This window comes from Pseudomonas sp. MDT1-16 (assembly GCF_054898115.1).
Genome location: NZ_CM142717.1, coordinates 540738 through 564163, shown reverse-complemented (window position 1 = coordinate 564163; position 23426 = coordinate 540738). Strand labels below are relative to the sequence as shown.

The following is a 23426-nucleotide window of genomic DNA, read 5'->3' as shown; positions in this document are numbered from 1 at the left end:
CAGCCTTCGGCAGCTGCTACAGGGTTTTGCAGTCCCATGAAAAAAGCGCCTGTTACGGCGCTTTTTTCATTGTTGCATCGAGCGTTTATTGCACAGTCGGGGTTTCGCCCGCAGTCTGCATGCGCTGCAGTTCCTGTGCGTACAGCGCGTCGAAGTTCACCGGAGCCAGCATCAGGGCCGGGAACGAACCGCGGGTGACCAGGCTGTCCAGGGTTTCGCGAGCGTACGGGAACAGGATGTTCGGGCAGAACGCGCCGAGGGTGTGGCTCATCGAAGCGTCATCGAGGTTCTTGATCAGGAAGATCCCGGCCTGTTGCACTTCAGCAATGAACGCCACTTCGTCGCCGTTCTTCACGGTGACGGACAGGGTCAGTACGACTTCGTGGAAATCGCCTTCCAGTGCCTTTTGACGGGTGTTCAGATCCAGACCGACGCTTGGTTCCCACTGCTGACGGAAGATCGCCGGGCTTTTCGGGGCTTCAAAGGACAAGTCACGTACGTAGATGCGCTGCAAGGAGAATTGCGGTGCGGTTTCTTCTTCGCTAGCTGCAGTGTTCTGTTGGTCAGTCATCTCAGATCCTTTCTGATCTTGGGGTCTTACAGGGAAGGCATTCAGGCCTTGAGCATGGCGTCGAGCTTGCCGGCGCGCTCCAGGGCAAACAAATCATCACAGCCACCAATATGGCGCTCGCCGATCCAGATCTGCGGCACGGACGTACGTCCGGCCTTCTGAGCCATGGCGGCACGCACCTGCGGCTTGCCATCGACCTTGATCTCTTCGAAGGCCACACCTTTGTTCTCGAGCAGGTACTTGGCTCGCGAGCAGTAAGGGCAGTAATCGCTGGAATAGACGACGACGTTGCTCATATCACTTCACCAGCGGCAGGTTGTCACCCTTCCAGCTGGAAATACCGCCGGAGAGCTTGGCGGCGGTGAAGCCTGATTTCATCAGTTCGCGGGCATGAGTGCCGGCAGTCTGGCCCATGGCATCGACCAGGATGATGGTCTTGGCCTTGTGCTTTTCCAGTTCGCCGACGCGAGCGGTCAGTTTGTCGTGAGGAATGTTCAACGCGCCAACGATGTGACCGGCGGTGAAATCCTTGGTCGGACGAATGTCGATCACCACGCCTGCGTCTTTGTTGACCAGCCCGGTCAGTTCACCGGTGCTCAGGCTACGACCGCCACCTTTCATCTCATGGGCGATCAGCAGAGCCAGCAGAACAACGAAAATACCGGCCAGCAAATAGTGGGTAGTGGCAAATGCAATCAGGTGATCAAGCATTTAAGGTGGTTCCAGGGCGTTAAAAGTGGGCCAGTATACACAGCCCATATGGTGCGCCAAACCCCGTCCGGCGGTGACGTGGATTGAACTTGCCTTTAAACTGCCACTCCCTTTTCCATCGCCCTCTTAATTCAGCCACGAGTGGAATCCATGACTACCACGCCTAAACCTTTGGTCCTGATTATTCTCGACGGCTTCGGTCACAGTGAGAGCCCTGAATCCAACGCCATCTATGCGGCCAAGAAGCCCGTACTGGACCGCCTGACCGCTACCGTGCCGAACGGCCTGATCTCGGGCAGCGGCATGGACGTCGGTCTGCCGGATGGCCAGATGGGCAACTCCGAAGTCGGCCACATGAACCTCGGCGCCGGCCGCGTGGTGTATCAGGACTTCACGCGTGTGACCAAATCGATCCGCGATGGCGAGTTTTTCGAAAACCCGACTATCTGCGCCGCTGTAGACAAAGCCGTCGCTGCCGGCAAAGCCGTGCACTTCATGGGCCTGCTGTCCGATGGCGGCGTTCACAGCCACCAGGATCACCTGGTTGCCATGGCCGAACTGGCTTTCAAGCGAGGCGCCGAAAAAATCTATCTGCACGCCTTCCTTGATGGCCGCGACACGCCGCCGAAAAGCGCTCAGCCGTCCATCGAGCTGCTGGACGCTGCGTTCCAGGCACTCGGCAAAGGTCGGATCGCCAGCATTGTCGGTCGTTACTTTGCCATGGACCGCGACAACCGTTGGGACCGCGTGTCCCAGGCCTACAACCTGATTGTCGATGGCAACGGCGAATTCAACGCCGCCACCGCTCAGGAAGGCCTGCAAGCCGCGTACGAACGTGGCGAGAGCGACGAATTCGTCAAAGCCACCTCCATCGGTGACCCGGTGAAAGTCGAAGACGGCGACGCCGTGGTGTTCATGAACTTCCGCGCCGACCGCGCCCGTGAACTGACCCGCGTGTTCGTTGAAGACGATTTCAAGGAATTCGAACGTGCCCGCCAGCCAAAACTGGCCGGCTTCGTCATGCTGACCCAGTACGCCGCCAGCATTCCCGCGCCATCGGCCTTCGCTGCGGGCCGCCTGGACAACGTGCTGGGCGACTACCTGGCGAAAAACGGCAAGACCCAGCTGCGCATCGCCGAGACCGAGAAGTATGCCCACGTGACCTTCTTCTTCTCCGGTGGCCGCGAAGAACCGTTCCCGGGCGAAGAGCGCATCCTGATCCCGTCGCCGAAAGTCGCCACCTATGACTTGCAGCCGGAGATGAGTGCGCCGGAAGTTACCGACCGCATCGTCGATGCCATCGAAAACCAGCGTTACGACGTGATCGTGGTCAACTACGCCAACGGCGACATGGTCGGCCACAGCGGCGTGTTCGACGCAGCCGTCAAAGCCGTTGAATGCCTGGACCTGTGCGTTGGCCGCATCGTTGACGCGCTGGAAAAAGTCGGCGGCGAAGCGCTGATCACTGCCGACCACGGCAACGTCGAGCAAATGGCCGACGAATCCACCGGCCAGGCGCATACCGCCCACACCACCGAGCCGGTGCCGTTCATCTATGTCGGCAAGCGTGACTTCAAGGTTCGCGACGGCGGCGTGCTGGCGGATGTGGCCCCGACCATGCTGATGTTGATGGGGCTTGAGAAACCTGCCGAGATGACTGGCACTTCGATATTGGTCTGATGGCAAAAGCGCCCGATCAATAGCCCGAAACGGCTTTTTATGACGAACGCCTCAAAGCAGTTGCCTTTGAGGCGTTTTTTTTGCAGCGCTTGGCGGGCATACTAGGCCGTCCCTTTCCCTGGTGTCGCCCGCCTCTATGCTTCGCGTCCTGATAGCCCTTGCTCTGACATGCCTGCTCCAACCGGCCTTTGCTGACGAGCGCGCGCAAACCCAACAACAGTTGGACGCCACGCGTCAGGACATTGCCGAGCTGAAAAAACTGCTGGGCAAGCTCCAGGAAGAAAAATCCGGTGTGCAAAAAGACCTCAAAGGCACCGAAACCGAGATGGGCAAGCTTGAGAAGCAGGTCGAAGCCCTGCAAAAAGAGCTGAAGAAAAGCGAAGCCGAGCTGCAGCGACTCGATGCCGAGAAAAAAAAACTCCAGAGCGCGCGCATTGAACAGCAACGACTGATCGCCATCCAGGCCCGCGCGGCCTATCAAAACGGCCGTCAGGAGTACTTGAAGCTGCTGCTCAACCAGCAAAACCCGGAAAAATTCGCCCGCACCCTCACCTATTACGACTACCTGAGCCAGGCCCGCCTGGAGCAACTGAAGAATTTCAACGAAACCCTGCGCCAACTGGCCAATGTCGAAAAAGACATCGCCCTGCAACAGGCGCAATTGCTGGTGCAGAAAAGCAGCCTCGACAGCCAGCGCGACGAACTGGACAAAGTCCGCAAGGAGCGCCAGCAAGTCCTGGCCAAGCTCAGCGACGACGTGAAGGCCCGCGATCAAAAGCTGGCAGCCCGCGAGCAGGATCAGGCAGACCTGTCTAAAGTCCTTAAAACCATTGAAGAAACCCTGGCCCGTCAGGCCCGTGAGGCAGAGGAAGCGCGGCAAAAAGCGCTGATCGCCCAGCAGGAAGCCGAAAAAAAGCGTTTACGTGAGGCTCAGGCTGAAGCAGACGCAGACGCCACTGACGCCCCACGCAAACCCGTTAAATCGACGCCCGGCGCTCTGGTATCAAACTCAGGCGAGACCTTTGGCGGCCCTTTCGCGTCAAGCCGGGGAAAACTTCCTTGGCCGGTTGATGGTCGACTGCTGGCACGCTTTGGCGAAACCCGTGGCGATGACGCCCGCACCAAGTGGGACGGCGTGATGATCAGCGCCTCCGCCGGCAGCCAGGTGCACGCCGTGCATGGTGGTCGCGTGGTGTTCGCCGACTGGTTGCGTGGCGCCGGGCTGCTGGTGATTCTCGACCATGGCAACGGTTTTTTGAGTCTTTATGGTCACAACCAGACGCTGCTCAAGTCTGCGGGTGACGTTGTAAAAGCCGGTGAGTCCATCTCCACTGTGGGTAGCAGTGGCGGGCAGGACACACCAGCGCTGTATTTCGCTATTCGTCAGCAGGGTCACCCGAGTGATCCGGCGCAATGGTGTCGTGCGCAAGGATAAGTACGCCATCTACTTCAGGAGTTCGTTCGACATGCTGCATTTGTCCCGCCTTACCTCGCTGGCCCTGACGATCGCTCTGGTGATCGGCGCGCCTCTGGCGTTCGCCGCTCAACCGGCTCCGGCAGTCGCGCCTGTGGGCACTGCTGCGACCACCAAGGCGCCATTGCCGCTGGAAGAGCTGCGCACCTTCGCCGAGGTCATGGACCGGATCAAAGCCGCCTATGTCGAGCCGGTGGACGACAAGACCCTGCTGGAAAACGCCATCAAAGGCATGCTCAGCAACCTCGACCCACACTCCGCCTACCTGGGCCCGGAAGACTTCGCTGAGTTGCAGGAAAGCACCAGCGGTGAATTCGGCGGCCTGGGCATCGAAGTTGGCGCCGAAGACGGTTTCATCAAGGTCGTGTCACCGATCGACGACACCCCGGCCTCCAAGGCTGGCATTCAGGCCGGCGACTTCATCGTCAAGATCAACGGCCAGCCGACCCGCGGCCAGAGCATGACCGAAGCCGTGGACAAGATGCGCGGCAAGATCGGCCAGAAAATCACCCTGACCCTGGTACGCGACGGCGGTACACCGTTCGACGTGACCCTGGCCCGCGCCATCATTCAAGTGAAGAGCGTAAAGAGCCAGCTGCTGGAATCCGGTTACGGCTACATCCGCATCACCCAGTTCCAGGTCAAGACCGGTGAAGAAGTCTCCAAAGCCCTGGCCAAGCTGCGCAAGGACAACGGCAAGAAGCTCAAAGGCATCATTCTCGACCTGCGTAACAACCCGGGCGGCGTGCTGCAAGCGGCGGTGGAAGTGGTCGACCACTTCATCACCAAGGGCCTGATCGTTTACACCAAGGGCCGTATCGCCAACTCTGAACTGCGCTTCTCCGCCACCGGCAAAGACGAAAGCGAAGCCGTGCCAATGGTCGCACTGATCAACGGCGGCAGCGCCTCTGCTTCGGAAATTGTCGCCGGTGCCTTGCAGGATCAGAAACGCGCGGTGGTCATGGGTACCACCAGTTTCGGCAAAGGCTCGGTACAAACCGTCCTGCCGCTGAACAACGAACGCGCACTGAAAATCACCACGGCGCTGTATTACACGCCGAACGGTCGCTCGATCCAGGCTCAGGGCATCGTCCCGGACATCGAAGTACGCAAGGCCAAAATCACCAGCGAGCAGGACGGCGAGTACTTCAAGGAAGCCGATCTGCAAGGTCACCTGGGCAATGGCAACGGCGGCGCCGACAAACCGACCAGCTCCAGCGGCAAAGCCAAGGCGATGCCACAGGATGACGACTACCAATTGGCCCAGGCGCTGAGCCTGCTCAAAGGGCTGAGCATCACCTCCGGCCGCTGAGATGCCGCTGCGGTTCATCCTCGGCTTGCTGTGCTGCCTGGCGGGTGTTGCTCATGCAACGCCCGTCGCGACGGCACCTCAAAAAGCCTACCTAAGTCTGATCATCGATGACCTGGGGCAGAACCTGCCCCGGGATCGTCGCGTGCTGGCCCTGCCCGGCCCCGTCACCACGGCGATCATGCCCGACACACCCCACGCCACCGAATTCGCCCGCGAGGCCCATCGTGCCGGCAAGATCGTCATCCTGCACATGCCCATGGACCCGGCAACGGGGCCGTTCGCCTGGCATCCTGATTTGCCCATCGACGAACTTGAGAAACGCCTGAACGCGGCGTTCAAGGTCGTGCCCTATACCGCTGGCATCAACAATCATATGGGCAGTCGCATGACGGCTCAGCCGGCCGCCATGGCCTGGTTGATGGCGGACCTGCAACGTCGGCACAAATTCTTCGTCGACAGCCGCACCAGCGCGCAAACCGTAGCCGCTCAGCAGGCGCAGAAGATCGATCTGGCGAGCATTTCGCGGGATGTGTTTCTGGATGATGAGCAAACTGAAGCGGCGATCTTCACGCAGCTACAGAAGGCCATCAGCCTGGCGCGCAAGCAGGGTTCGGCGGTGATGATTGGTCATCCATACCCGCAGACACTGGCGGTGCTCGAACGTGAACTGCCGAAGTTCAAGGCTCAGGGCATTGAGTGGATTGATATTAAACAAATGATCAGTGTGCGCAGTAACAAGGCGATGGCTGCCCATGGCAAGGACGGGACTTATCGATAAACAGTAGCATCGTGCTCTGCGCGCCAGGCAGTAGCATAATGATTAGTTAATGAAAACAATCACAACCGCTAACAACTGTAATCCCTCTTTAGAACAACATTAAACTAATCTACGCCAGTCTTGAATTTTTACTGACGCCAAGGACTGGCCATGACTAAATTAAAACTTGCACTGACAATTGCTGCACTTACAACAACCTGCACTGCCTTCGCCAACCCCATTGACTACGGGGACGGTGCAGAAAACTTTTCATCTCCTGATTATTTGAAAAACAAAGATGGAAAATTCAACTATTGGAAGGGTATCGGAAAGCTTTCAGGTCCTCTCGGTAATTGCACGACTTTTGTAATCGACACTCATAGCAAGCTGGACTCAGATCCGGTCTATGCACTGACCAGCGCTCATTGCTTGAACAAGAAAAATGGCGTGATCGATATAGATAAACCGATAGAAGGCACCATTACCTTCAACTATTTCGATGACACCACAGACGCCTACAAAAACTTTCCTGTGAAAAAAGTCGTCTGGAGCAGCATTCAAGGTATCGATCTGGGCATTCTCGAGCTGGATACCACACAGGGTGAACTAAAGGCAGCCGGGGTAGCCCCGCTTAAACTGGCAAGCGAAGCCCCTGCGGAAGATACCGATATTCTTATAGTCAACGCGGCAAGCGGCTATCCACTAAAGGCTGCAGCTTGTACACATCACTCGTCCTCGGCTTTGTTCGAAAAACCCTGGGTGTGGCGCCACAGCGTCCGGAACCAGTGCAAAGGCATCGTCGGAGGCAGTTCCGGCAGCCCTGTTCTGATCAGGGCAACCAATGAGGTATATGCCGTGCTGGGCACTCGGGCCAAGGATGTAACACGCCTGCCGGGCTATGACTATGTAGAAAGTAGTAACTACGGTAGTCCAACAGCGATACTCAACGACTGCGTTGTCGATGGCAGAATCAATACTGACCCTAACACTTGCCAACTTTATCCAACCGCGTCCCTGCCATTACCTTCAGACATTATCCAGTATGCAAAAATCGCGATCGAAACAGATGGAAAGCCACTTATGCCGACGTGGAACTTTCCGATCAATGTCAGCACTCGCTACTATCGATATAAGCAAACGTACATTCCACTCGATTGCGAAAAACCAGACGGTTACAGCCCATCCATTGACGGCATCAACGCCTTAGTTGACGTATCGATGGGACCGCAACCCGGACTTAACAATCTGTGCATTATCGGCACGGACAGCCTGGACAATCCACTGCCTGCGGGAACTTACAGAAACGCAGTGACCGTTCCAACCTATCTTCATGCCGCTGGCCCGACCCCCGCTCCCGAACTCGTTATTTTCTTTGACAAGAAAGTGAATAGGGTCTCGATCGAATGGCCAGTGAGAAAGAACGAAGGTATCGATCTTTACCAACGAAAATATGGAAAACCGGAGCAAACTAACTGCGACGATCCGCAGGGCTACACGGATGTAACCTTTAACATGTCGCGCGGGGAAAGGGATATGCCTCTGAAGGTTTGCACCTACGCTCACGATACAAACAAACAACGTTCGGCAGTGCGCGAATACATCCTGGAGTGGGAGGCGCTTACAGGTACCGCGCCATGATGTCATCCACCACACCTTCCTTGCGCAACTGATCCAGTGCCGCCTGCAGCTTCGCCACCACCTCATCCGGCACATCCTTGTTCAGCGCCAGGTACAACTCGGCGCTGTTGAATCGCAGCACGGTTTTGAGGCCGGTCACGCCATCCTGTCGAGCGAGGTAACGGCCGGCAGGGTCGCCGGTGGCCCACAGGTCGATCTGGCCGTTGACCAGTTTCTTCGCGTTGTCCTGATCCCGCAGTACGACAATCGGCTTCAACCCTTGCTTGGCCAGTGTCTCGGCAATCGCGTCGCCCTTATACGCACCAATCTTGTATTTGCGCGCCTCATCCAGCGTTCCCAGGTTGATCTTGCTGTCAGCCTTGGCCAGCATGATCCAGTCGTCCGGACCGATAGGACCAACCCACTTGAACAGTTTCTCGCGGTCCGGCAACCGCGCCATCACGAAAACCCCGTAACCCGGTTTCTCCAGGGCGAGTTTGTAGATTCGCTCCCAAGGGAAACGCAGCGTCAAGCTGTAAGTGACTTCGGCACGTTTGAACATCTCGCGGACGATGTCGACGGCGATGCCGTTGATGTTCTCGTCCTGAGCGAAGTTCTTGCCGTTCTTCGCCATGTTGTACGGTGGGAAGTTTTCAGTCAGCAACACCAGATCGGTGTCGGGATTTTCTGCGGCATGCGCCCCATTGACGAGCAATAGAGAAGCGCTGGCGAGGGCAAGAAGAAGGTGTCTAAGCATGTCTGGCTACCGAGATCCATGGCGTACCCAAGAGTGCCTTGAGCCCGCCATGATGTCCACTGGCCTGTATCGGTATGTTTAGCGCATCACGATGCCGCGATGGGCCATGTAGGCCTTGGCTTCCTGCACGGTGTATTCACCAAAGTGGAAAATACTCGCCGCCAATACCGCGCTGGCGTGGCCTTCGATAATGCCGTCGGCCAAATGCTGCAAGTTGCCGACGCCGCCGGAGGCGATCACCGGAATACCCAAGGCATCGCTGATGGCGCGGGTAACGCCCAGGTCGAAGCCGTTTTTCATGCCGTCCTGGTCCATGCTGGTCAGCAGGATTTCACCAGCGCCCAGGCTTTCCATTTTCTTCGCCCATTCAACAGCGTCGAGACCGGTAGGTTTGCGACCGCCGTGGGTAAAGATTTCCCAGCGCGGGGCTTCGCCCGGGCCGGAGACCTTCTTGGCGTCGATGGCAACGACGATGCACTGCGAACCGAAATGCTGCGCCGCTTCGCCCACGAATTCCGGGTTGAACACCGCAGCAGTATTGATCGAGACCTTGTCCGCACCAGCGTTGAGCAGGTTGCGAATATCCTGCACGGTGCGCACGCCGCCGCCCACGGTCAGCGGAATGAACACTTGGCTGGCCATGCGCTCAACGGTATGCAGCGTGGTGTCGCGACCATCGACGCTGGCGGTGATGTCGAGAAAGGTAATCTCGTCGGCACCCTGCTCGTCATAGCGACGGGCAATTTCTACCGGGTCGCCGGCGTCGCGGATGTTCTCGAACTTGACGCCCTTGACCACCCGGCCGTTATCCACGTCCAGGCAAGGGATGATGCGTTTGGCCAGCGCCATGGTCAGTCCTCAGCCTTTGTACGAATCGCAGAAAGCTTGCGCTTCAGCGACATCGAGAGTGCCTTCGTAGATCGCCCGGCCAGTGATGGCGCCGATGATGCCTGGCGCCTTGGCGTCGAGCAGCGACTTGATGTCACCGAGGTTGTGGATGCCGCCGGAAGCGATCACCGGGATCTTGGTTGCAGCGGCCAACGCAACGGTGAACGGCACGTTGCAGCCCTGCATCATGCCGTCTTTGGCGATGTCGGTATAAACGATCGCGGACACGCCATCAGCTTCGAATTGCTTGGCCAGGTCGATCACCTGAAGGGTGCTGATCTCAGCCCAGCCGTCGGTGGCGACGAAACCGTCTTTGGCATCCAGACCGACGATCACTTTGCCCGGAAACGCGCGGCAGGCTTCAGCAACGAAGGCCGGATCTTTCACGGCTTTGGTGCCGATGATCACGTAGCTCACGCCGGCCTTCACGTAGTGTTCGATGGTTTCGAGGGAACGGATACCGCCGCCGATCTGGATCGGCAGGTTCGGGTAGCGCTTGGCGATGGCGGTGACCACTTCGCCGTTGACCGGCTGGCCTTCGAAAGCGCCGTTCAAGTCGACCAGATGCAGACGACGGCAACCGCCCTCCACCCACTTGGCAGCCATGCTCACCGGGTCATCGGAAAACACCGTGGAATCTTCCATGCGGCCCTGGCGCAGACGAACACAGGCACCGTCTTTAAGATCGATAGCGGGAATAATCAGCATCTGGCAAACCTTCAAATTCGATTGTTCAGCTTCACTCGAAAATCAGTTTTTCTCGAGCGCCCACAGGTCGCTTTCGATGCTTTCGAACCTCTCTTTGAGGTGCGCCTGCACATCGAAAATCGCCCTGTTGTAATAGTGCGGAGCAATTTCGCGGGTAAACAGCTCAAGGATTTCAGCCGCCTCGAACGAACCCAAGTCCAGTTCGAAGCGATCTTCCATGAAGCGTTTGATCTTGTGATTGGCCTCGCTCTCCTGTTCAGGAGTGAGGGTCAGGATCGGCGGCTTCTTTTTGACGGCCATTTACCAGAGACCATCCCACGCAGCGAAGTTCTGCAGCAATTGCAGGCCATGGGTATGGCTCTTCTCCGGGTGGAACTGCACGGCGAAACGTGAGCCATCGGCCAGCGCGGCGGCGAAATCAACACCGTAGTGACCGCCACCCACCACCTGCCGCGCATTGCCGGCGGCGATGTAGTAGCTGTGCACGAAGTAGAAACGCGCCAGGTCCGGGATGTTGTGCCACAGCGGGTGTGTGACCGTCTGCTTCACTTCGTTCCAGCCCATGTGCGGGACTTTCAGGTGCTCGCCGTCTTCGTGCAGGTCTTTTCCAAAGAACTTCACTGCGCCTGGAAACAGGCCGATGCAGTCAACGCCGTCGTTCTCTTCACTGCTGTCGAGCAAGGCTTGCATGCCCACGCAGATGCCGAGGAACGGACGGTCCTGGCTGACTTCACGCACCAGCGAGTCGAAGCCCAGGCGACGGATCTCCGCCATGCAATCGCGAATCGCGCCGACGCCGGGGAATACCACCCGGTCGGCTTCGCGAATCACATCGGCATCGCTGGTGATCAGGACCTTGCCGGCACCGACGTGCTCGAGGGCCTTGGCCACCGAGTGCAGGTTGCCCATGCCGTAATCGATAACCGCGACCGTCTGCATTACAGAACGCCCTTGGTCGACGGCATCTGACCGGCCATGCGGTCATCCAGCTCTACGGCCATGCGCAGGGCGCGGCCGAAAGCCTTGAACACGGTCTCGATCTGGTGGTGGGTGTTGGTGCCACGCAGGTTGTCGATGTGCAGGCTGACGAGGGCATGGTTGACGAAGCCCTGGAAGAACTCCTGGAACAGGTCAACGTCGAAGCCGCCGACGGTGGCGCGGGTATAGGGCACATGCATCTGCAAGCCAGGACGGCCGGAGAAGTCGATCACCACGCGCGACAGCGCTTCATCGAGCGGCACGTAGGCGTGGCCATAGCGACGGATGCCTTTCTTGTCGCCGATGGCTTTGGCGAAGGCCTGACCCAGGGTGATACCGACGTCTTCCACGGTGTGGTGGTCGTCGATATGCAGGTCGCCCTTGCTGACAATATCCAGGTCGATCAGCCCGTGACGGGCGATCTGGTCCAGCATGTGCTCAAGAAAAGGAACACCGATATCAAATCGGGCCTTTCCGGTGCCATCCAGGTTGATCGAGGCTTTGATCTGGGTTTCCAGAGTGTCGCGCTCGACTGACGCCTTACGTTCGGCCATCACCAGCTCCGCAAAATCATTGGGCGAAAAAGGCAGCCATTATAGGGGCGCGGGCCGGAAACAGAAACACGAGAGGTGATATCCCTGACGGACAGGACCCCGTGTTGTCGTGGATAGACATGTCAGTACAAGTATCTCAAGAGCACTGATCGCTCCCGCGCTCTGCGTGGGAACGATCAGACAGGGGTTGTGTGTTAGTGGAAGAGGACTGCAGTTTTCTGCAGAGTCACCCAAACACCCCACGCCAACGGAACCCCCACCACCAGCCATGCAGCAATCGCCAACGGCTTGGTGCCCGCATCCGCTTTCCACTCCAATACGGTGCTGCTATCAGCACCCTTGTCGTGGCCCAGCGCCTGTTCGGCAGCCAGTTCAGCGTCGGTCATGAAGTACTTGTCAGCCACCGGACGCACCAGCAGGTTGCACAGGAAACCCAGCACCAGCAGGCCCGCGAGGATGTACAGCGTGATGTCGTATGCTGCGGCGCGTTCAACGCCGATGCTCAGCTGATACTCACGCAGGTAGTTCACCAACACCGGACCCAACACACCCGCCGCCGCCCACGCCGTCAGCAGACGACCATGGATCGCGCCGACCATTTGCGTGCCGAACAGGTCCGCGAGATACGCAGGGACCGTCGCAAAACCACCGCCGTACATCGACAGGATGATGCAGAAGGCCGCCACGAACAGCGCAACGTTGCCCAAGTGACCGAGGTTCGGAATCAACGCGTACAGGGCAAAGCCCAAAGCAAAGAACACGAAGTAGGTGTTTTTGCGACCCAGGTAGTCGGAGAATGACGCCCAGAAGAACCGGCCACCGATGTTGAACAGGCTCAGCAAACCGGTGAAACCGGCAGCGATCGCTGCGATCGAGGCCAACTGCGAGGCGTCGAGCTGACCGAAAGTCAGACCGTTACCCAGCAACTTACCGGCGAACACTTCCTGCAACAGCGGCGACGCCATGCCGAGGATGCCGATACCGGCGGACACGTTCAGGCACAGCACCAGCCACACCAGACGGAATTGCGGGGTTTTCCACGCCACATTCACGTGCACGTGACGGTGGGTGATCATCGCGTTGGAAGCTTTTTTCGCCGGAGCGGTCCAGCCTTCAGGCTTCCAGCCGGTTGGCGGAACGCGGTAGGACAGTGCGCCACCGATCATGAACACGAAGTAGATCGCGGCCATTACCAGGAAGCTCTGCCATACGCCGACGCTGGTTGGCGAAGCGAAGTGGCCCATCAGGGCTGCGGCCAGCGGAGCACCGACCATCGCACCACCACCGAAGCCCATGATCGCCATGCCGGTCGCCATGCCGCGTTTGTCCGGGAACCACTTGATCAGGGTTGAAACCGGCGAGATGTAGCCCAAGCCCAGGCCGATACCGCCAATGACCCCGGAACCGATCCACATCAGCCAAATCTGGTGGGTATAGACCCCCAGCGCTGAAATCAGTAGACCGCCACACCAGCACAGTGCCGACACAACGCCGGCCTTGCGTGGCCCGGCGTGTTCCAGCCAGCCACCCCAGATCGCTGCCGAGCAGCCGAGGAAGATGAAGAACAAGGTGTAGATCCACCCGAGCATCGAGATCGGCCAGTCGCATTGGGACGAAAAAACTTGCGAGATGAAGCTCATGTCCGGCGCGCAAGCCGTTGCCTTGGTCACACCCAGAGCTTTGGACAGTGGCAACCAGAACACCGAGAAGCCGTAGGCCATGCCGATGCAAAGGTGGATGGCCAGGGCGGCCGGTGGTACCAGCCAACGGTTGAAACCGGGCTTGGCGATGATGCGTTCCTTGGACAGGAACGAGGGCTGGTCAGCCGTGAGGCCGTCCGCCGTGATGCTCGTGGTCATTGTGTATCCCCCAATTATTAGTATTGTTCGCCTGCCACTCTTCACCCTCAGCCTTTATGCGCACGCACGACTGTTTTCTCGGGGTGAAGCTCCATTTTGCTGTGACATCAAGTCGCAGAAGGACGGACGAACCGGCAGAGGTTACCATCTGTACGTGACAGAAAAACCAAAGTGACATCACCTTTTGTACGTTGTCTGTTCTCGTACCACCGAAGGAGCCGCCATGCCGATCACAGTCGAGCCGCTTACCGAAGCCACTTACCAGGACCAGCAAGATCTACAAAAGATCTACCGCGATGCGCCGGAGTGGCTGTTTGCGCCGTTTGCCGGGGATGTGCAGTTGATCGCAGGCTGCCTGCTTGAGGGTTCGCTGATTGCCGGCCGCTTCAACGATCGCCTGTTGGGCGCAGCTCGTCTGCAACGTCATCAGGATGTCTGGCATCTGTCCCAACTATGCGTACGAAAAATCACCCGTCGTCGTGGCGTGGCCGAGCGCCTGGTGCACGAAGCGCAGAAAATGGCGTCTCAATCAGGCGCGACTTTGCGTCTGCTTGTGCCTGCCGGGCACCTGGAGGCACAAGCGCTGGCGGCCAAACTGAAAGTGCCGCTGGATGTGTTGCCGACGTGATCGCTGACCGGTCGTGCGCTGCGGAGCGCTATACTCCCCGGCTAAATTTCGAATTCGACTAACTACAAGGACTCGCCCATGAAAGCGTTCGGCAAAATCCTGGGTCTGGTACTTCTCGGGCTGTTGCTGATCATTGTGGCGCTGGGCTTTGCCCTGACCCACCTCTTTGATCCCAACGACTATAAAGACGAGATTCGCCAGATTGCCCGCGACAAAGCCCACATCGAGCTGACGCTCAATGGCGATATCGGCTGGAGCCTGTTCCCTTGGCTGGGACTGGAATTGCACGAAGCCAGTGTCGCGACCCTGGCCAAGCCCACCGAACCGTTCGCCGACTTGCAAATGCTCGGTCTGTCGGTTCGCGTGCTGCCGCTGCTGCGCCGTGAAGTGCAGATGAGCGATGTGCGCGTCGAAGGCCTGAACCTGCGCCTGAACCGTGACAAGGACGGTCACGGTAACTGGGAAGACATCGGCAAAGCTCCGGCCCCGGCCGCACCAGCCACACCGCCCGCGACCACCGGCGAACCAGCGCCTGAGGCCACTGCCCAAGCGGAAAAACCGGCCCAGCCGATCCGCCTGGACATCGACAGCCTGACCGTCAACAACGCCCGTGTTGAATACAGCGACGAAAAAACCGGCAAGCAGTTCAGCGCCGAAAGCATCCAGCTGAGTACCGGCCCGGTGCATGACTCCACCAACATCCCGGTCAAACTCACCGCGTTCTTGAGCACCAACCAGCCGGTCCTGCGCGTGCGTACCGAGCTCAACGGCGAACTGCGTTTCGAGCGCGCACTGCAGCGCTATAAACTCGAAGACATGAAACTCTCCGGTGAAGTCGCCGGCGATCCGCTGCAAGGCAAAACCATGACCTTCGCCGCCCAGGGCCAATTGCTGCTGGATAAAGCGGCGAACGTCGCCGAATGGAGCGGTATCAAGATCTCTGCCAACCAGCTGCGCGCATTGGGTGAGCTGAAGGTCAACGACCTCGACAAGACCCCGCAAATCAACGGCGGCCTGTCGATTGCCCAGTTTGATCTGGCGAAATTCGTCGACAGCATCGGCCAGAAACTTCCGGCCATGGCCGAAGGCAGCCTGAGTAAAGTCGAGCTGGTCAGCCGTCTTGCGGGAACGCCTACCAGCCTGTCGTTCGATCACATCAACCTGAAAATCGACGACAGCACCTTCAGCGGCCGCATTGCCGTCGAGGACTTCGCCAAGCAATCGCTGCGGGCGAACCTCAAGGCCGACACCTTTAACGTCGACCGTTACCTGCCGCCAAAATCTGCCGAAGCCAACAGCGCAACGCAGGTCCGTCAGGCTGAAGTCGCCACCACCGAAGCCGATGCCATGGCCGGTGCGGGCAGCACACCGCTGCCGCAAGCACCGACCAAAGACGCGTGGAGCAACGAACGTCTGTTGCCAGTGGAACGGCTGAGCAAACTCGACGTGGACGCTGACCTCACCTTCGGCCAGTTGACCCTCGATAAACTGCCGATCCAGAACGCGGCGCTCAAGGCCACCGGCCAAGGCGGCCTGCTGACACTGGAGAACCTTCGCGGCGAGTTGTACGACGGTAACTTCGACGCCAAAGGTACGCTCGACGTGCGCCAACAGGTGCCGACGCTGAGCATGCAGACACAGATCAACAAAGTGCCGGTGGAAAAAATCCTCGAAAGCCAGGGTAAAAATCCGCCGATCAAAGGTCTGGTGACGCTCAACAGCAACCTGACCGGCAGCGGCAACAGCCAGAAAGCGCTGATCGAAAGCCTCAACGGCAACGCCAGTTTCGTCATCAACAACGGCGTCCTGCTCAATGCCAACCTCGAACAACAGTTGTGCAAAGGCATCGCCACCCTGAACCGTAAATCCCTCAGCGGCGAGCCACGGGGCAAGGACACACCGTTCCAGGAGCTCAAGGGCAACCTGACCTTCCGTAACGGCGTGGCCAGCAACCCGGACCTGAAAATGCGCATCCCGGGCATGACCGTCAACGGCGACGGCGATGTCGATTTGCGGGTGCTGGGCATGGATTACCGCGTGGGCATTATCGTCGAAGGCGACAAGAGCGACATGCCGGACCCGGCCTGTCAGGTCGGCGAGAAGTTCGTCGGCATCGAGTGGCCGCTGCGCTGCCGTGGCCCGCTGGAGCTAGGTGCCAAGGCTTGCCGCCTCGATAACGAACGCATGGGCCAGGTCGCGAGCAAAATGGCCGGCGAGCGGATCAGCGAAAAAATCGACGAAAAACTCGGCGACAAGGTCAGCCCGGAACTGAAAAATGCGCTGAAGGGGCTGTTCAAGCGATGAGAGCCGAGCAGTTTTCAACGGCGGTGCTGGACTGGTACGACCGCCACGGCCGTCACGACTTGCCCTGGCAACAAGGCATCACGCCGTATCGGGTGTGGGTGTCAGAAATCATGTTGCAGCAAACCCAGGTCAGCACCGTACTGAACTACTTCGACCGGTTCATGGCCTCGTTGCCGACCGTCGAAGCCCTGGCCGCCGCGCCGGAAGACGAAGTCCTGCACCTGTGGACCGGCCTCGGTTACTACACCCGCGCACGCAATCTGCAGAAGACCGCGAAAATCGTCGTCGCCGAGTACGGTGGCGAGTTTCCGCGCAATGTGGAGAAGCTCACTGATCTACCGGGAATCGGCCTGTCCACGGCGGGCGCCATCGCCAGCCTGAGCATGGGCCTGCGGGCGCCGATCCTCGACGGCAACGTCAAACGAGTCTTGGCGCGCTTTACCGCGCAAGAAGGCTATCCGGGCGAGCCCAAGGTCGCCAAACAGCTGTGGGCGAACGCTGAACGCTTTACGCCGCATGATCGGGTCAACGCCTACACCCAGGCGATGATGGATCTGGGCGCTACGCTCTGTACACGCAGCAAACCGAGCTGCCTGCTTTGCCCGCTTGAAAAGGGTTGCGAGGCGCACATGCTCGGCCTCGAAACCCGCTACCCGATCCCCAAACCGCGCAAAGCCGTGCCACAGAAGCGTACGTTGATGCCGATGCTCGCCAACGGCGAAGGCGCGATTCTGCTTTACCGTCGCCCTTCCACGGGCTTGTGGGGCGGTCTCTGGAGCCTGCCGGAACTCGACGACCTCGACGACCTGCAACATCTGGCTTCGCAGCATTCGCTGGAACTGGGCAGCCAACAGGCGCTGCCGAGCCTGGTGCACACCTTCAGTCACTTTCAGTTGTCCATCGAACCCTGGCTGGTTCAAGTTCAGGAGGCTGGCCATCACGTGGCCGAGGCCGACTGGCTCTGGTATAACCTCGCCACCCCGCCGCGCCTGGGCCTTGCCGCCCCGGTCAAAACCTTGCTCGAACGCGCGGCCGCCGTATTGAACGCAGGAGAGTCGTCATGACCCGCACCATCATGTGCCGCAAGTACAAAGAAGAATTGCCCGCCCTGGAACGCGCCCCATTCCCGGGTACAAAAGGTCAGGACATTTTTGACCATGTCTCGGCCAAGGCCTGGGCCGACTGGCAGAAACACCAGACCCTACTGATCAACGAAAAACGCCTGAACATGATGAACGCCGAAGACCGCAAATACCTTCAGGGCGAGATGGACAAGTACTTCTCCGGCGAGGAATACGCCAAAGCCGACGGCTACGTTCCGCCGGCTGAATAATCCCGATTTATCGGGGGGCGGAACGTAAGCGACGGTAATAATTAAAATTTTTTTGAAAACTTTCTTGACGACCCCCTGAAAAACCCGTTTAATGCGCCCCGTTGCCCAGATAGCTCAGTCGGTAGAGCAGGGGATTGAAAATCCCCGTGTCGGCGGTTCGATTCCGTCTCTGGGCACCAAATACCGAAAACCCTGAATCGCAAGATTCAGGGTTTTTTTATGCCTGCGATTTAGTAACGCCCAACTACTCATCAACATTCCAGTGAAAAACCAGATTGCGGGCGGTGCCGCTTCCGACATCCGTTGTGTCATGTTTCGCTTCACCATTACGGGTCGCGACAACGGAGTACTTGCCGGGAGGTAGCTGAACGTAAACCAACGGGCCAGCCTGGCTCAGCGTCAGTACCGTCTGCCCCGGTGCTTTCTGAATGACCACATCTACGTCGGGAACGTATTTATTTTCCGGCCCGATAGAGAAGGTCATGTGCAGGTTGTATCCAGTGGTTTGCTGGATAGCCTTCGACTCATCCTCGCCAATACCGCCGGACAGGTAAGTAATCCCGTTTTGCTCTTGCCTCTGGACTTGCACGCCCGAGTTGTCGATGGGCTCGAGGCTGGCAGCGCTCAGCATGACGGGAAACATCAATACGCCGACAGTGGCGATGGGCAACAGGAGTGAATGGAGGTACTTCATAGTGGCGACTCCCCGGGCTGCGAAGAACCCAATCGTTCTCCTGTTAGATTTCCTGCTGAATGGGCAAGTTTTAGATTGATTAGTACTTGGGCTCACTGCGAATCGGACTACACGTTGTATTCCTCAAGCGCGTATTGCCGTCGGCTTGATCCCGCAAAACCAATCGGACTTTCCTTCGGATTTACCAGCCGCGCCCGGCTTCGTCGACCACCCTGCCCCTGCAATCCTCTTCTGCCTGTTCAACCAGATCCCCAGATAATCATGGATGGATTGTTCATGGGCAGCGTGAAGACTATTGTTGGCAGCTACCCGCAAAGGTCAAAACCGATGAATTTGCAGGACATGTCCTCGTTGGCCTCCGCTCAAATGGAGTTGCCGCTGCCAGCCTACGCCCCCGGCGAGCCGTTCAAGGAAACCGCCGCAGACGGCTTCATGCTTGGCGGATTCACTTGGCGGCAGGCTCTATCGGACTCAACGCGCCCAGTCGTCATCATCAACGCCGCCACTTCCGTCCGCTGCCGTCATTACTCGCGTTTCGCCGATTACCTGTTTGCCAACGGCTTCGACGTGATCACTTTTGATTACCGCGGCATCGGCGAGTCGCGTCCGGCATCGCTGAAAGGGCTTCAGGCCTCATGGTCCGATTGGGGCGCGCTGGATTTTGAGGCGATGCTCAAGCGCGCTCAGCGGGAATTCCCCGGCCAGCCCATCGACGTCGTCGGTCACAGCTTCGGAGGCTGTGCAGCGGGGCTGGGAGCCTCCGGGCAGGTTATTCGGCGCCTGGTCACCGTAGGTGCTCAGTTCGCTTACTGGCGCGATTACGCCCCTGCCCATCGCTGGCGAATGTTCGGCAAGTGGCACCTGATGATGCCGTTGTTGACGATGATTTACGGCTACTTCCCCGGCAAACGCCTCGGCTGGCTGGAAGACACGCCCGCCGGTGTGGTCTGCGACTGGAGCACGCCCACCGCCCGCTACGAGAAACGCCCAAGCGGGCGCGTCATGCACGCAAAAAACGACCGACTGCCCTTCGCCGCCGTCACCGCGAAAACCCTGGCCATCAGCATCAGCGACGATCCTTACGGCACGATTCCAGCCATCGAACGCCTGCTCGGTTACTTCACCGGCGCAACGACCAGCCATCTGCGAATCGCCCCCGAAGACATCGGCGAACAAGAAGTCGGACATTTCGCCTTTTTTCGTAGCCCATACCAAGCCACACTATGGCCCATTGCATTGTCCTGGTTGCAGACCGGCGAACTGGCCCCCGACACACCCGGGCGGCTCGTGCCACGCTGCTGATTGACTTGCCCACTCAACGAAATACGGAACGACGCCCATGGCCTCCGCCAACAAGCAGAACAAACGCGCCACACGCGCCAAAGCCAAGGCCAAGCAGAACCGCACCCAACGGGCTGCCGCGCCGGTCGAGCTGGATCCGAACGACGATCGCATCGACTTCGAATCGGTGGACCTGACCGACATGTTCAAAGAAATGATCGATGCGCAAAAGATCAGCCAACAAGCAATGTGCGTGGCCTTTCTTGAGCACCCGCTTATCGCGCTGGTGCTGGTGCAGGAAGGCGAAGAAACAGCGACAGACTTTATCCTCGCCGCGCTGATCGAGTATCGGCAATGGTCCGCTGAAGTCGACGAAGCCGGCGCCTTGGCCTGGATCGAATCACCGGCCTTCCAGGCCGACTACGTGGCGGCGTCCGACGCCATCGCGGCTCAAACCCAACAGAAAGCAAACTGAGTTCCCATGGCATCCCTGAACAAGCAACAGAAACGCGCCAAACGCGCCAAGATCAAAGCCAAGCAAATCAACATTCACGGCAGAAAACCCGCCGCACTGGACGATGACCTGGGTGAAATCGGCGAACCGATTCCGGAATACACCCTGGCGATGTTCAGCAAAATGCGTGACGCGGAAGCCATCAGCCGCAACGACATGCTGCTGACCTTGCTGTCGAACCTCGCCGAAATCATCAGCGACCATCCAGAACTGCTGGACATGGAAAACGCCGACAACGAAGCCATGGCTGCCACTCACCTGGCCGCCGACATGCTGATCGACTATCGCATGTGGGCCGACGGCATGGACCGCGACGCCGCCCAGGCCTGGCTGACGGACCCGCAGTTCATCACCGACTTCGGCGATGCACTCGACAGCTATCGCGAGTCGCTGGATGCCCAAGTAGAAAAGGCTGAGTAAACACTCGCCTCAGAAACAAAAACGGCCGCTTGTCATTACTGACAGCGGCCGTTTTTGTTTGAGAAGCCAACAGCCTGAAACGATCTGACATGACCCCTCGTCAGCGGCCATGTATATCCCATTGACATATCCCTGAAGAAATCTATTCTTTGGACTCACAGCACTCACAAAAACGCAGGAGGCCAAATGGAACAGACAACCCTTTTCATGAGCAATCGAAGCCAGGCTGTTCGCCTCCCCAAAGCCGTAGCGATGCCAAGCGATGTGAAACGAGTCAACGTAATTGCCATCGGCAGGACCCGTATCATCACCCCCGCAGATGAAACATGGGACAGCTGGTTTGACGGGGATGGCGTGAGTGCAGATTTCATGACCGATCGTGAACAACCCGCCGACCAGGAGCGTGAGTCGTTCTGATGATCAAATACATGCTCGATACCAACATCTGCATCTTCACCATCAAGAACAAACCGCAAATCGTACGAGAAGCTTTCAACCGTCATAACGGGCAATTATGCATTAGTGCCGTCACGCTGATGGAGTTGATCTACGGTGCCGAAAAATCAGCGACACCCGAGAAGAACCTCGGGGTGATCGAGGGTTTTGCGGCACGCCTTGAGGTTTTGCCTTTCGACAACGAAGCGGCTACACATACCGGGATGATTCGATCCGAGCTGGCAAAGGCTGGAACGCCTATCGGACCCTACGACCACATGATTGCCGGCCACGCACGTTCACGCGGATTCATTGTGGTCACCAACAACCTAAGGGAATTTGAACGCGTTCCAGGGTTACGCGTAGAAGACTGGGTCCACCCCGGTTGAGCTCACTAATGACTCAAACAAAAACGGCCGCTTGTCATTACTGACAGCGGCCGTTTTGCGTTACGCGGTGTGAATCAGTTCAGCACCACCGCGCCACGCTTTTCCAGTTTGCGACGACGAGCCACGAACAAACCGGCAGCCACCACCAACACGCTCAGCAGACCGGTCGCGAGGATCTCCACGCGATGGGCTTCCTGGATCAGCATGATCGTCAGTATGCCAACGATGAACACGATCACCGCATAGGTCAAAACAGCATGCGCGAAGCGCTGTAGAGCGCCGAATTCAGGCAGCTTGTTACGGCAACCAGAACCACGATGTCGACGATCAGCTTGGCATTCGGGATGCCCATGCGCTCAAGCACGGTCTGGTAGGAACCGACAGCTGCCAGTACCGGATCATTCCCTGGCACCAGCGCCACGACGAGGAAGATCGACACGGGGTAAAACAAGCCGATCCGCCAGATCACCAGAAACGCACCCAAAAATGTGTCGGCGCACAATAAAAGTGCAGACCCGGAACGATTGGCCGGTTAGCGCTTCCAACACCCCGTCAAAGCTGGCAACATCGCGCCCTTTTTTACGCGACACCCGTGGGGCAGCGGGTTCAAACGGCTGTTCGGTTGATAGCAGCGCGACAGTCTGCTGCACCGATGCGACAACCTGCCACATGCCACCCGTTTACCGCCCGTAGTGCTGTTGGCTGCCGTTCGAACGCTATGCTAGCTTGGCCGCCTCGCCAGGAAGGCCGCCAACAGCAGGAGCGAAATACTATGAGGAACGCACATGGCTGAGGCCACGCCCGCGCTTGAAATCCGCAACTTGCACAAACGCTACGGACAGCTCGAGGTGCTCAAAGGCATCTCGCTGACCGCCCGCGACGGCGACGTGATCTCGATCCTGGGTTCTTCCGGTTCCGGCAAGTCCACATTCCTTCGTTGCATCAACCTGTTGGAAAACCCGCACCAGGGCCAAATCCTGGTGGCCGGCGAAGAACTCAAGCTCAAAGCCGCGAAAAACGGCGAACTGGTCGCTGCTGACGGCAAGCAGATCAACCGCCTGCGCAGCGAGATCGGTTTTGTGTTTCAAAACTTTAATCTCTGGCCGCACATGAGCGTGCTCGACAACATCATCGAAGCCCCGCGCCGGGTGCTCGGCCAGAGCAAGGCCGAGGCCATTGAAGTCGCCGAAGCCTTGTTGGCCAAGGTCGGCATCGCCGACAAGCGCCACGCCTACCCAGCGCAACTCTCCGGCGGTCAGCAACAACGCGCGGCCATCGCTCGGACGTTGGCGATGCAGCCCAAGGTGATCCTGTTCGACGAGCCCACCTCCGCCCTTGACCCGGAAATGGTTCAGGAAGTACTTAATGTCATCCGAGCATTGGCCGAAGAAGGCCGCACCATGCTGCTGGTCACCCATGAAATGGGCTTCGCTCGTCAGGTTTCCAGCGAAGTGGTGTTCCTCCACCAGGGCCTGGTAGAAGAGCAAGGATCGCCACAGCAGGTGTTCGAAAACCCGCTTTCGGCGCGCTGCAAACAATTCATGTCCAGCAACCGCTAACGG

26 protein-coding genes, 1 tRNA gene and 1 pseudogene are annotated in these 23426 nt (G+C 58.5%); 16 read left to right on the top strand and 12 right to left on the bottom strand.

Annotated features, from left to right (window positions below; genetic code table 11):
• Positions 1-85 precede the first annotated feature (85 nt).
• The 3 genes from secB to ACYZT3_RS02565 are packed head-to-tail and all read right to left on the bottom strand — an operon-like array spanning position 86 to position 1282.
• A complete protein-coding gene (secB, locus tag ACYZT3_RS02575; protein ID WP_149416743.1) occupies positions 86-571 on the bottom strand; it encodes a protein-export chaperone SecB in 486 nt (161 codons plus the stop codon).
• A gap of 41 nt (positions 572-612) precedes the next feature.
• Positions 613-867: a glutaredoxin 3 gene (gene grxC / locus ACYZT3_RS02570; RefSeq protein WP_010464569.1), complete on the bottom strand. Its 255-nt coding sequence runs from the start codon at positions 865-867 to the stop codon at positions 613-615.
• A 1-nt stretch (position 868) separates the two neighbouring features.
• Positions 869-1282, bottom strand: coding sequence for a rhodanese-like domain-containing protein (locus tag ACYZT3_RS02565; RefSeq protein ID WP_282377335.1), 414 nt, complete (start codon positions 1280-1282; stop codon positions 869-871).
• Between the two features lie 150 nt (positions 1283-1432).
• On the opposite strand from ACYZT3_RS02565, the gene gpmI reads away from it, so the two are divergent.
• The 5 genes from gpmI (at position 1433) to ACYZT3_RS02540 (ending at position 8143) form a co-directional block, all read left to right on the top strand.
• The gene (gene gpmI / locus ACYZT3_RS02560; RefSeq protein ID WP_462031444.1) at positions 1433-2962 is read left to right on the top strand and encodes a 2,3-bisphosphoglycerate-independent phosphoglycerate mutase; all 1530 of its coding nucleotides are present in this window, start codon (positions 1433-1435) and stop codon (positions 2960-2962) included.
• Between the two features lie 136 nt (positions 2963-3098).
• The gene (locus tag ACYZT3_RS02555; RefSeq protein ID WP_462031443.1) at positions 3099-4397 is read left to right on the top strand and encodes a murein hydrolase activator EnvC family protein; all 1299 of its coding nucleotides are present in this window, start codon (positions 3099-3101) and stop codon (positions 4395-4397) included.
• 31 nt (positions 4398-4428) lie between these two features.
• Entirely contained in the window at positions 4429-5748 is a 1320-nt protein-coding gene (locus ACYZT3_RS02550) for a S41 family peptidase (RefSeq protein ID WP_462031442.1), read from the top strand.
• Between the two features lies 1 nt (position 5749).
• On the top strand, positions 5750-6526 hold the full coding sequence (locus tag ACYZT3_RS02545; RefSeq protein ID WP_282377339.1) for a divergent polysaccharide deacetylase family protein: 777 nt from the start codon (positions 5750-5752) through the stop codon (positions 6524-6526).
• A 150-nt stretch (positions 6527-6676) separates the two neighbouring features.
• Positions 6677-8143: a trypsin-like peptidase domain-containing protein gene (locus ACYZT3_RS02540; protein WP_462031441.1), complete on the top strand. Its 1467-nt coding sequence runs from the start codon at positions 6677-6679 to the stop codon at positions 8141-8143.
• Here the strand turns inward: ACYZT3_RS02540 and ACYZT3_RS02535 are convergent.
• The 7 genes from ACYZT3_RS02535 to ACYZT3_RS02505 form a co-directional block, all read right to left on the bottom strand.
• Positions 8124-8879, bottom strand: coding sequence for a substrate-binding periplasmic protein (locus ACYZT3_RS02535; protein ID WP_282377341.1), 756 nt, complete (start codon positions 8877-8879; stop codon positions 8124-8126). The two genes, ACYZT3_RS02540 and ACYZT3_RS02535, sit on opposite strands and share 20 nt — an antisense overlap.
• Positions 8880-8957: 78 nt before the next feature.
• The gene (gene hisF, locus ACYZT3_RS02530) at positions 8958-9728 is read right to left on the bottom strand and encodes an imidazole glycerol phosphate synthase subunit HisF (RefSeq protein WP_462031440.1); all 771 of its coding nucleotides are present in this window, start codon (positions 9726-9728) and stop codon (positions 8958-8960) included.
• A 9-nt stretch (positions 9729-9737) separates the two neighbouring features.
• Positions 9738-10475, bottom strand: a complete 738-nt coding sequence (gene hisA / locus ACYZT3_RS02525; RefSeq protein ID WP_462031439.1) for a 1-(5-phosphoribosyl)-5-[(5-phosphoribosylamino)methylideneamino]imidazole-4-carboxamide isomerase — start codon at positions 10473-10475, stop codon at positions 9738-9740.
• 42 nt (positions 10476-10517) lie between these two features.
• Positions 10518-10775, bottom strand: a complete 258-nt coding sequence (locus ACYZT3_RS02520) for a DUF2164 domain-containing protein (RefSeq protein WP_020795737.1) — start codon at positions 10773-10775, stop codon at positions 10518-10520.
• Entirely contained in the window at positions 10776-11414 is a 639-nt protein-coding gene (gene hisH, locus ACYZT3_RS02515) for an imidazole glycerol phosphate synthase subunit HisH (RefSeq protein WP_282377343.1), read from the bottom strand.
• Complete coding sequence (gene hisB, locus ACYZT3_RS02510) at positions 11414-12007, bottom strand: imidazoleglycerol-phosphate dehydratase HisB (RefSeq protein WP_003218037.1); 594 nt, start codon at positions 12005-12007, stop codon at positions 11414-11416. Before hisB ends, hisH begins: the two co-directional genes overlap by 1 nt.
• A 194-nt stretch (positions 12008-12201) precedes the next feature.
• The gene (locus ACYZT3_RS02505) at positions 12202-13866 is read right to left on the bottom strand and encodes an OFA family MFS transporter (protein WP_462031438.1); all 1665 of its coding nucleotides are present in this window, start codon (positions 13864-13866) and stop codon (positions 12202-12204) included.
• A 223-nt stretch (positions 13867-14089) separates the two neighbouring features.
• Between ACYZT3_RS02505 and ACYZT3_RS02500 the strand changes: the two genes are divergently transcribed.
• The 5 genes from ACYZT3_RS02500 (at position 14090) to ACYZT3_RS02480 (ending at position 18310) form a co-directional block, all read left to right on the top strand.
• Positions 14090-14494, top strand: a complete 405-nt coding sequence (locus tag ACYZT3_RS02500) for an acetyl-CoA sensor PanZ family protein (protein WP_282377345.1) — start codon at positions 14090-14092, stop codon at positions 14492-14494.
• A gap of 78 nt (positions 14495-14572) precedes the next feature.
• A complete protein-coding gene (locus tag ACYZT3_RS02495; RefSeq protein WP_462031437.1) occupies positions 14573-16798 on the top strand; it encodes an AsmA family protein in 2226 nt (741 codons plus the stop codon).
• Positions 16795-17862 carry an A/G-specific adenine glycosylase gene (mutY, locus tag ACYZT3_RS02490; RefSeq protein WP_462031436.1) on the top strand — a complete coding sequence of 356 codons (1068 nt, stop codon included), beginning with the start codon at positions 16795-16797 and terminating at the stop codon, positions 17860-17862. The genes ACYZT3_RS02495 and mutY overlap by 4 nt, the downstream gene beginning before the upstream one ends.
• On the top strand, positions 17859-18131 hold the full coding sequence (locus ACYZT3_RS02485) for an oxidative damage protection protein (protein ID WP_145309172.1): 273 nt from the start codon (positions 17859-17861) through the stop codon (positions 18129-18131). Before mutY ends, ACYZT3_RS02485 begins: the two co-directional genes overlap by 4 nt.
• Positions 18132-18234: 103 nt before the next feature.
• A tRNA-Phe gene (locus tag ACYZT3_RS02480) sits at positions 18235-18310 on the top strand.
• Positions 18311-18375: 65 nt separating this feature from the next.
• On the opposite strand, the gene ACYZT3_RS02475 is transcribed toward ACYZT3_RS02480, so the two are convergent.
• On the bottom strand, positions 18376-18825 hold the full coding sequence (locus ACYZT3_RS02475) for a carboxypeptidase regulatory-like domain-containing protein (RefSeq protein ID WP_462031435.1): 450 nt from the start codon (positions 18823-18825) through the stop codon (positions 18376-18378).
• Between the two features lie 327 nt (positions 18826-19152).
• On the opposite strand from ACYZT3_RS02475, the gene ACYZT3_RS02470 reads away from it, so the two are divergent.
• The 5 genes from ACYZT3_RS02470 to vapC all read left to right on the top strand — a co-directional run bounded on the left by ACYZT3_RS02470 (position 19153) and on the right by vapC (position 21864).
• Positions 19153-20127, top strand: coding sequence for an alpha/beta hydrolase family protein (locus ACYZT3_RS02470; protein ID WP_282377451.1), 975 nt, complete (start codon positions 19153-19155; stop codon positions 20125-20127).
• 37 nt (positions 20128-20164) lie between these two features.
• Positions 20165-20581 carry a hypothetical protein gene (locus ACYZT3_RS02465; protein ID WP_282377349.1) on the top strand — a complete coding sequence of 139 codons (417 nt, stop codon included), beginning with the start codon at positions 20165-20167 and terminating at the stop codon, positions 20579-20581.
• A 6-nt stretch (positions 20582-20587) separates the two neighbouring features.
• Positions 20588-21040 carry a hypothetical protein gene (locus ACYZT3_RS02460; protein ID WP_282377350.1) on the top strand — a complete coding sequence of 151 codons (453 nt, stop codon included), beginning with the start codon at positions 20588-20590 and terminating at the stop codon, positions 21038-21040.
• 186 nt (positions 21041-21226) lie between these two features.
• Positions 21227-21457, top strand: coding sequence for a type II toxin-antitoxin system VapB family antitoxin (vapB, locus tag ACYZT3_RS02455; protein WP_282377351.1), 231 nt, complete (start codon positions 21227-21229; stop codon positions 21455-21457).
• A complete protein-coding gene (vapC, locus tag ACYZT3_RS02450) occupies positions 21457-21864 on the top strand; it encodes a type II toxin-antitoxin system tRNA(fMet)-specific endonuclease VapC (protein WP_282377352.1) in 408 nt (135 codons plus the stop codon). The genes vapB and vapC overlap by 1 nt, the downstream gene beginning before the upstream one ends.
• A 74-nt stretch (positions 21865-21938) precedes the next feature.
• On the opposite strand, the pseudogene ACYZT3_RS02445 reads toward vapC, so the two are convergent.
• Positions 21939-22333 (bottom strand): annotated as a pseudogene (locus ACYZT3_RS02445) (hypothetical protein); the annotation flags it as partial.
• Between the two features lie 316 nt (positions 22334-22649).
• Between ACYZT3_RS02445 and ACYZT3_RS02440 the strand changes: the two are divergent.
• Positions 22650-23423 (top strand): ABC transporter ATP-binding protein, encoded by a 774-nt coding sequence (locus ACYZT3_RS02440; RefSeq protein ID WP_007897462.1) that lies wholly within the window; start codon positions 22650-22652, stop codon positions 23421-23423.
• The last annotated feature ends 3 nt before the right edge of the window (positions 23424-23426 follow it).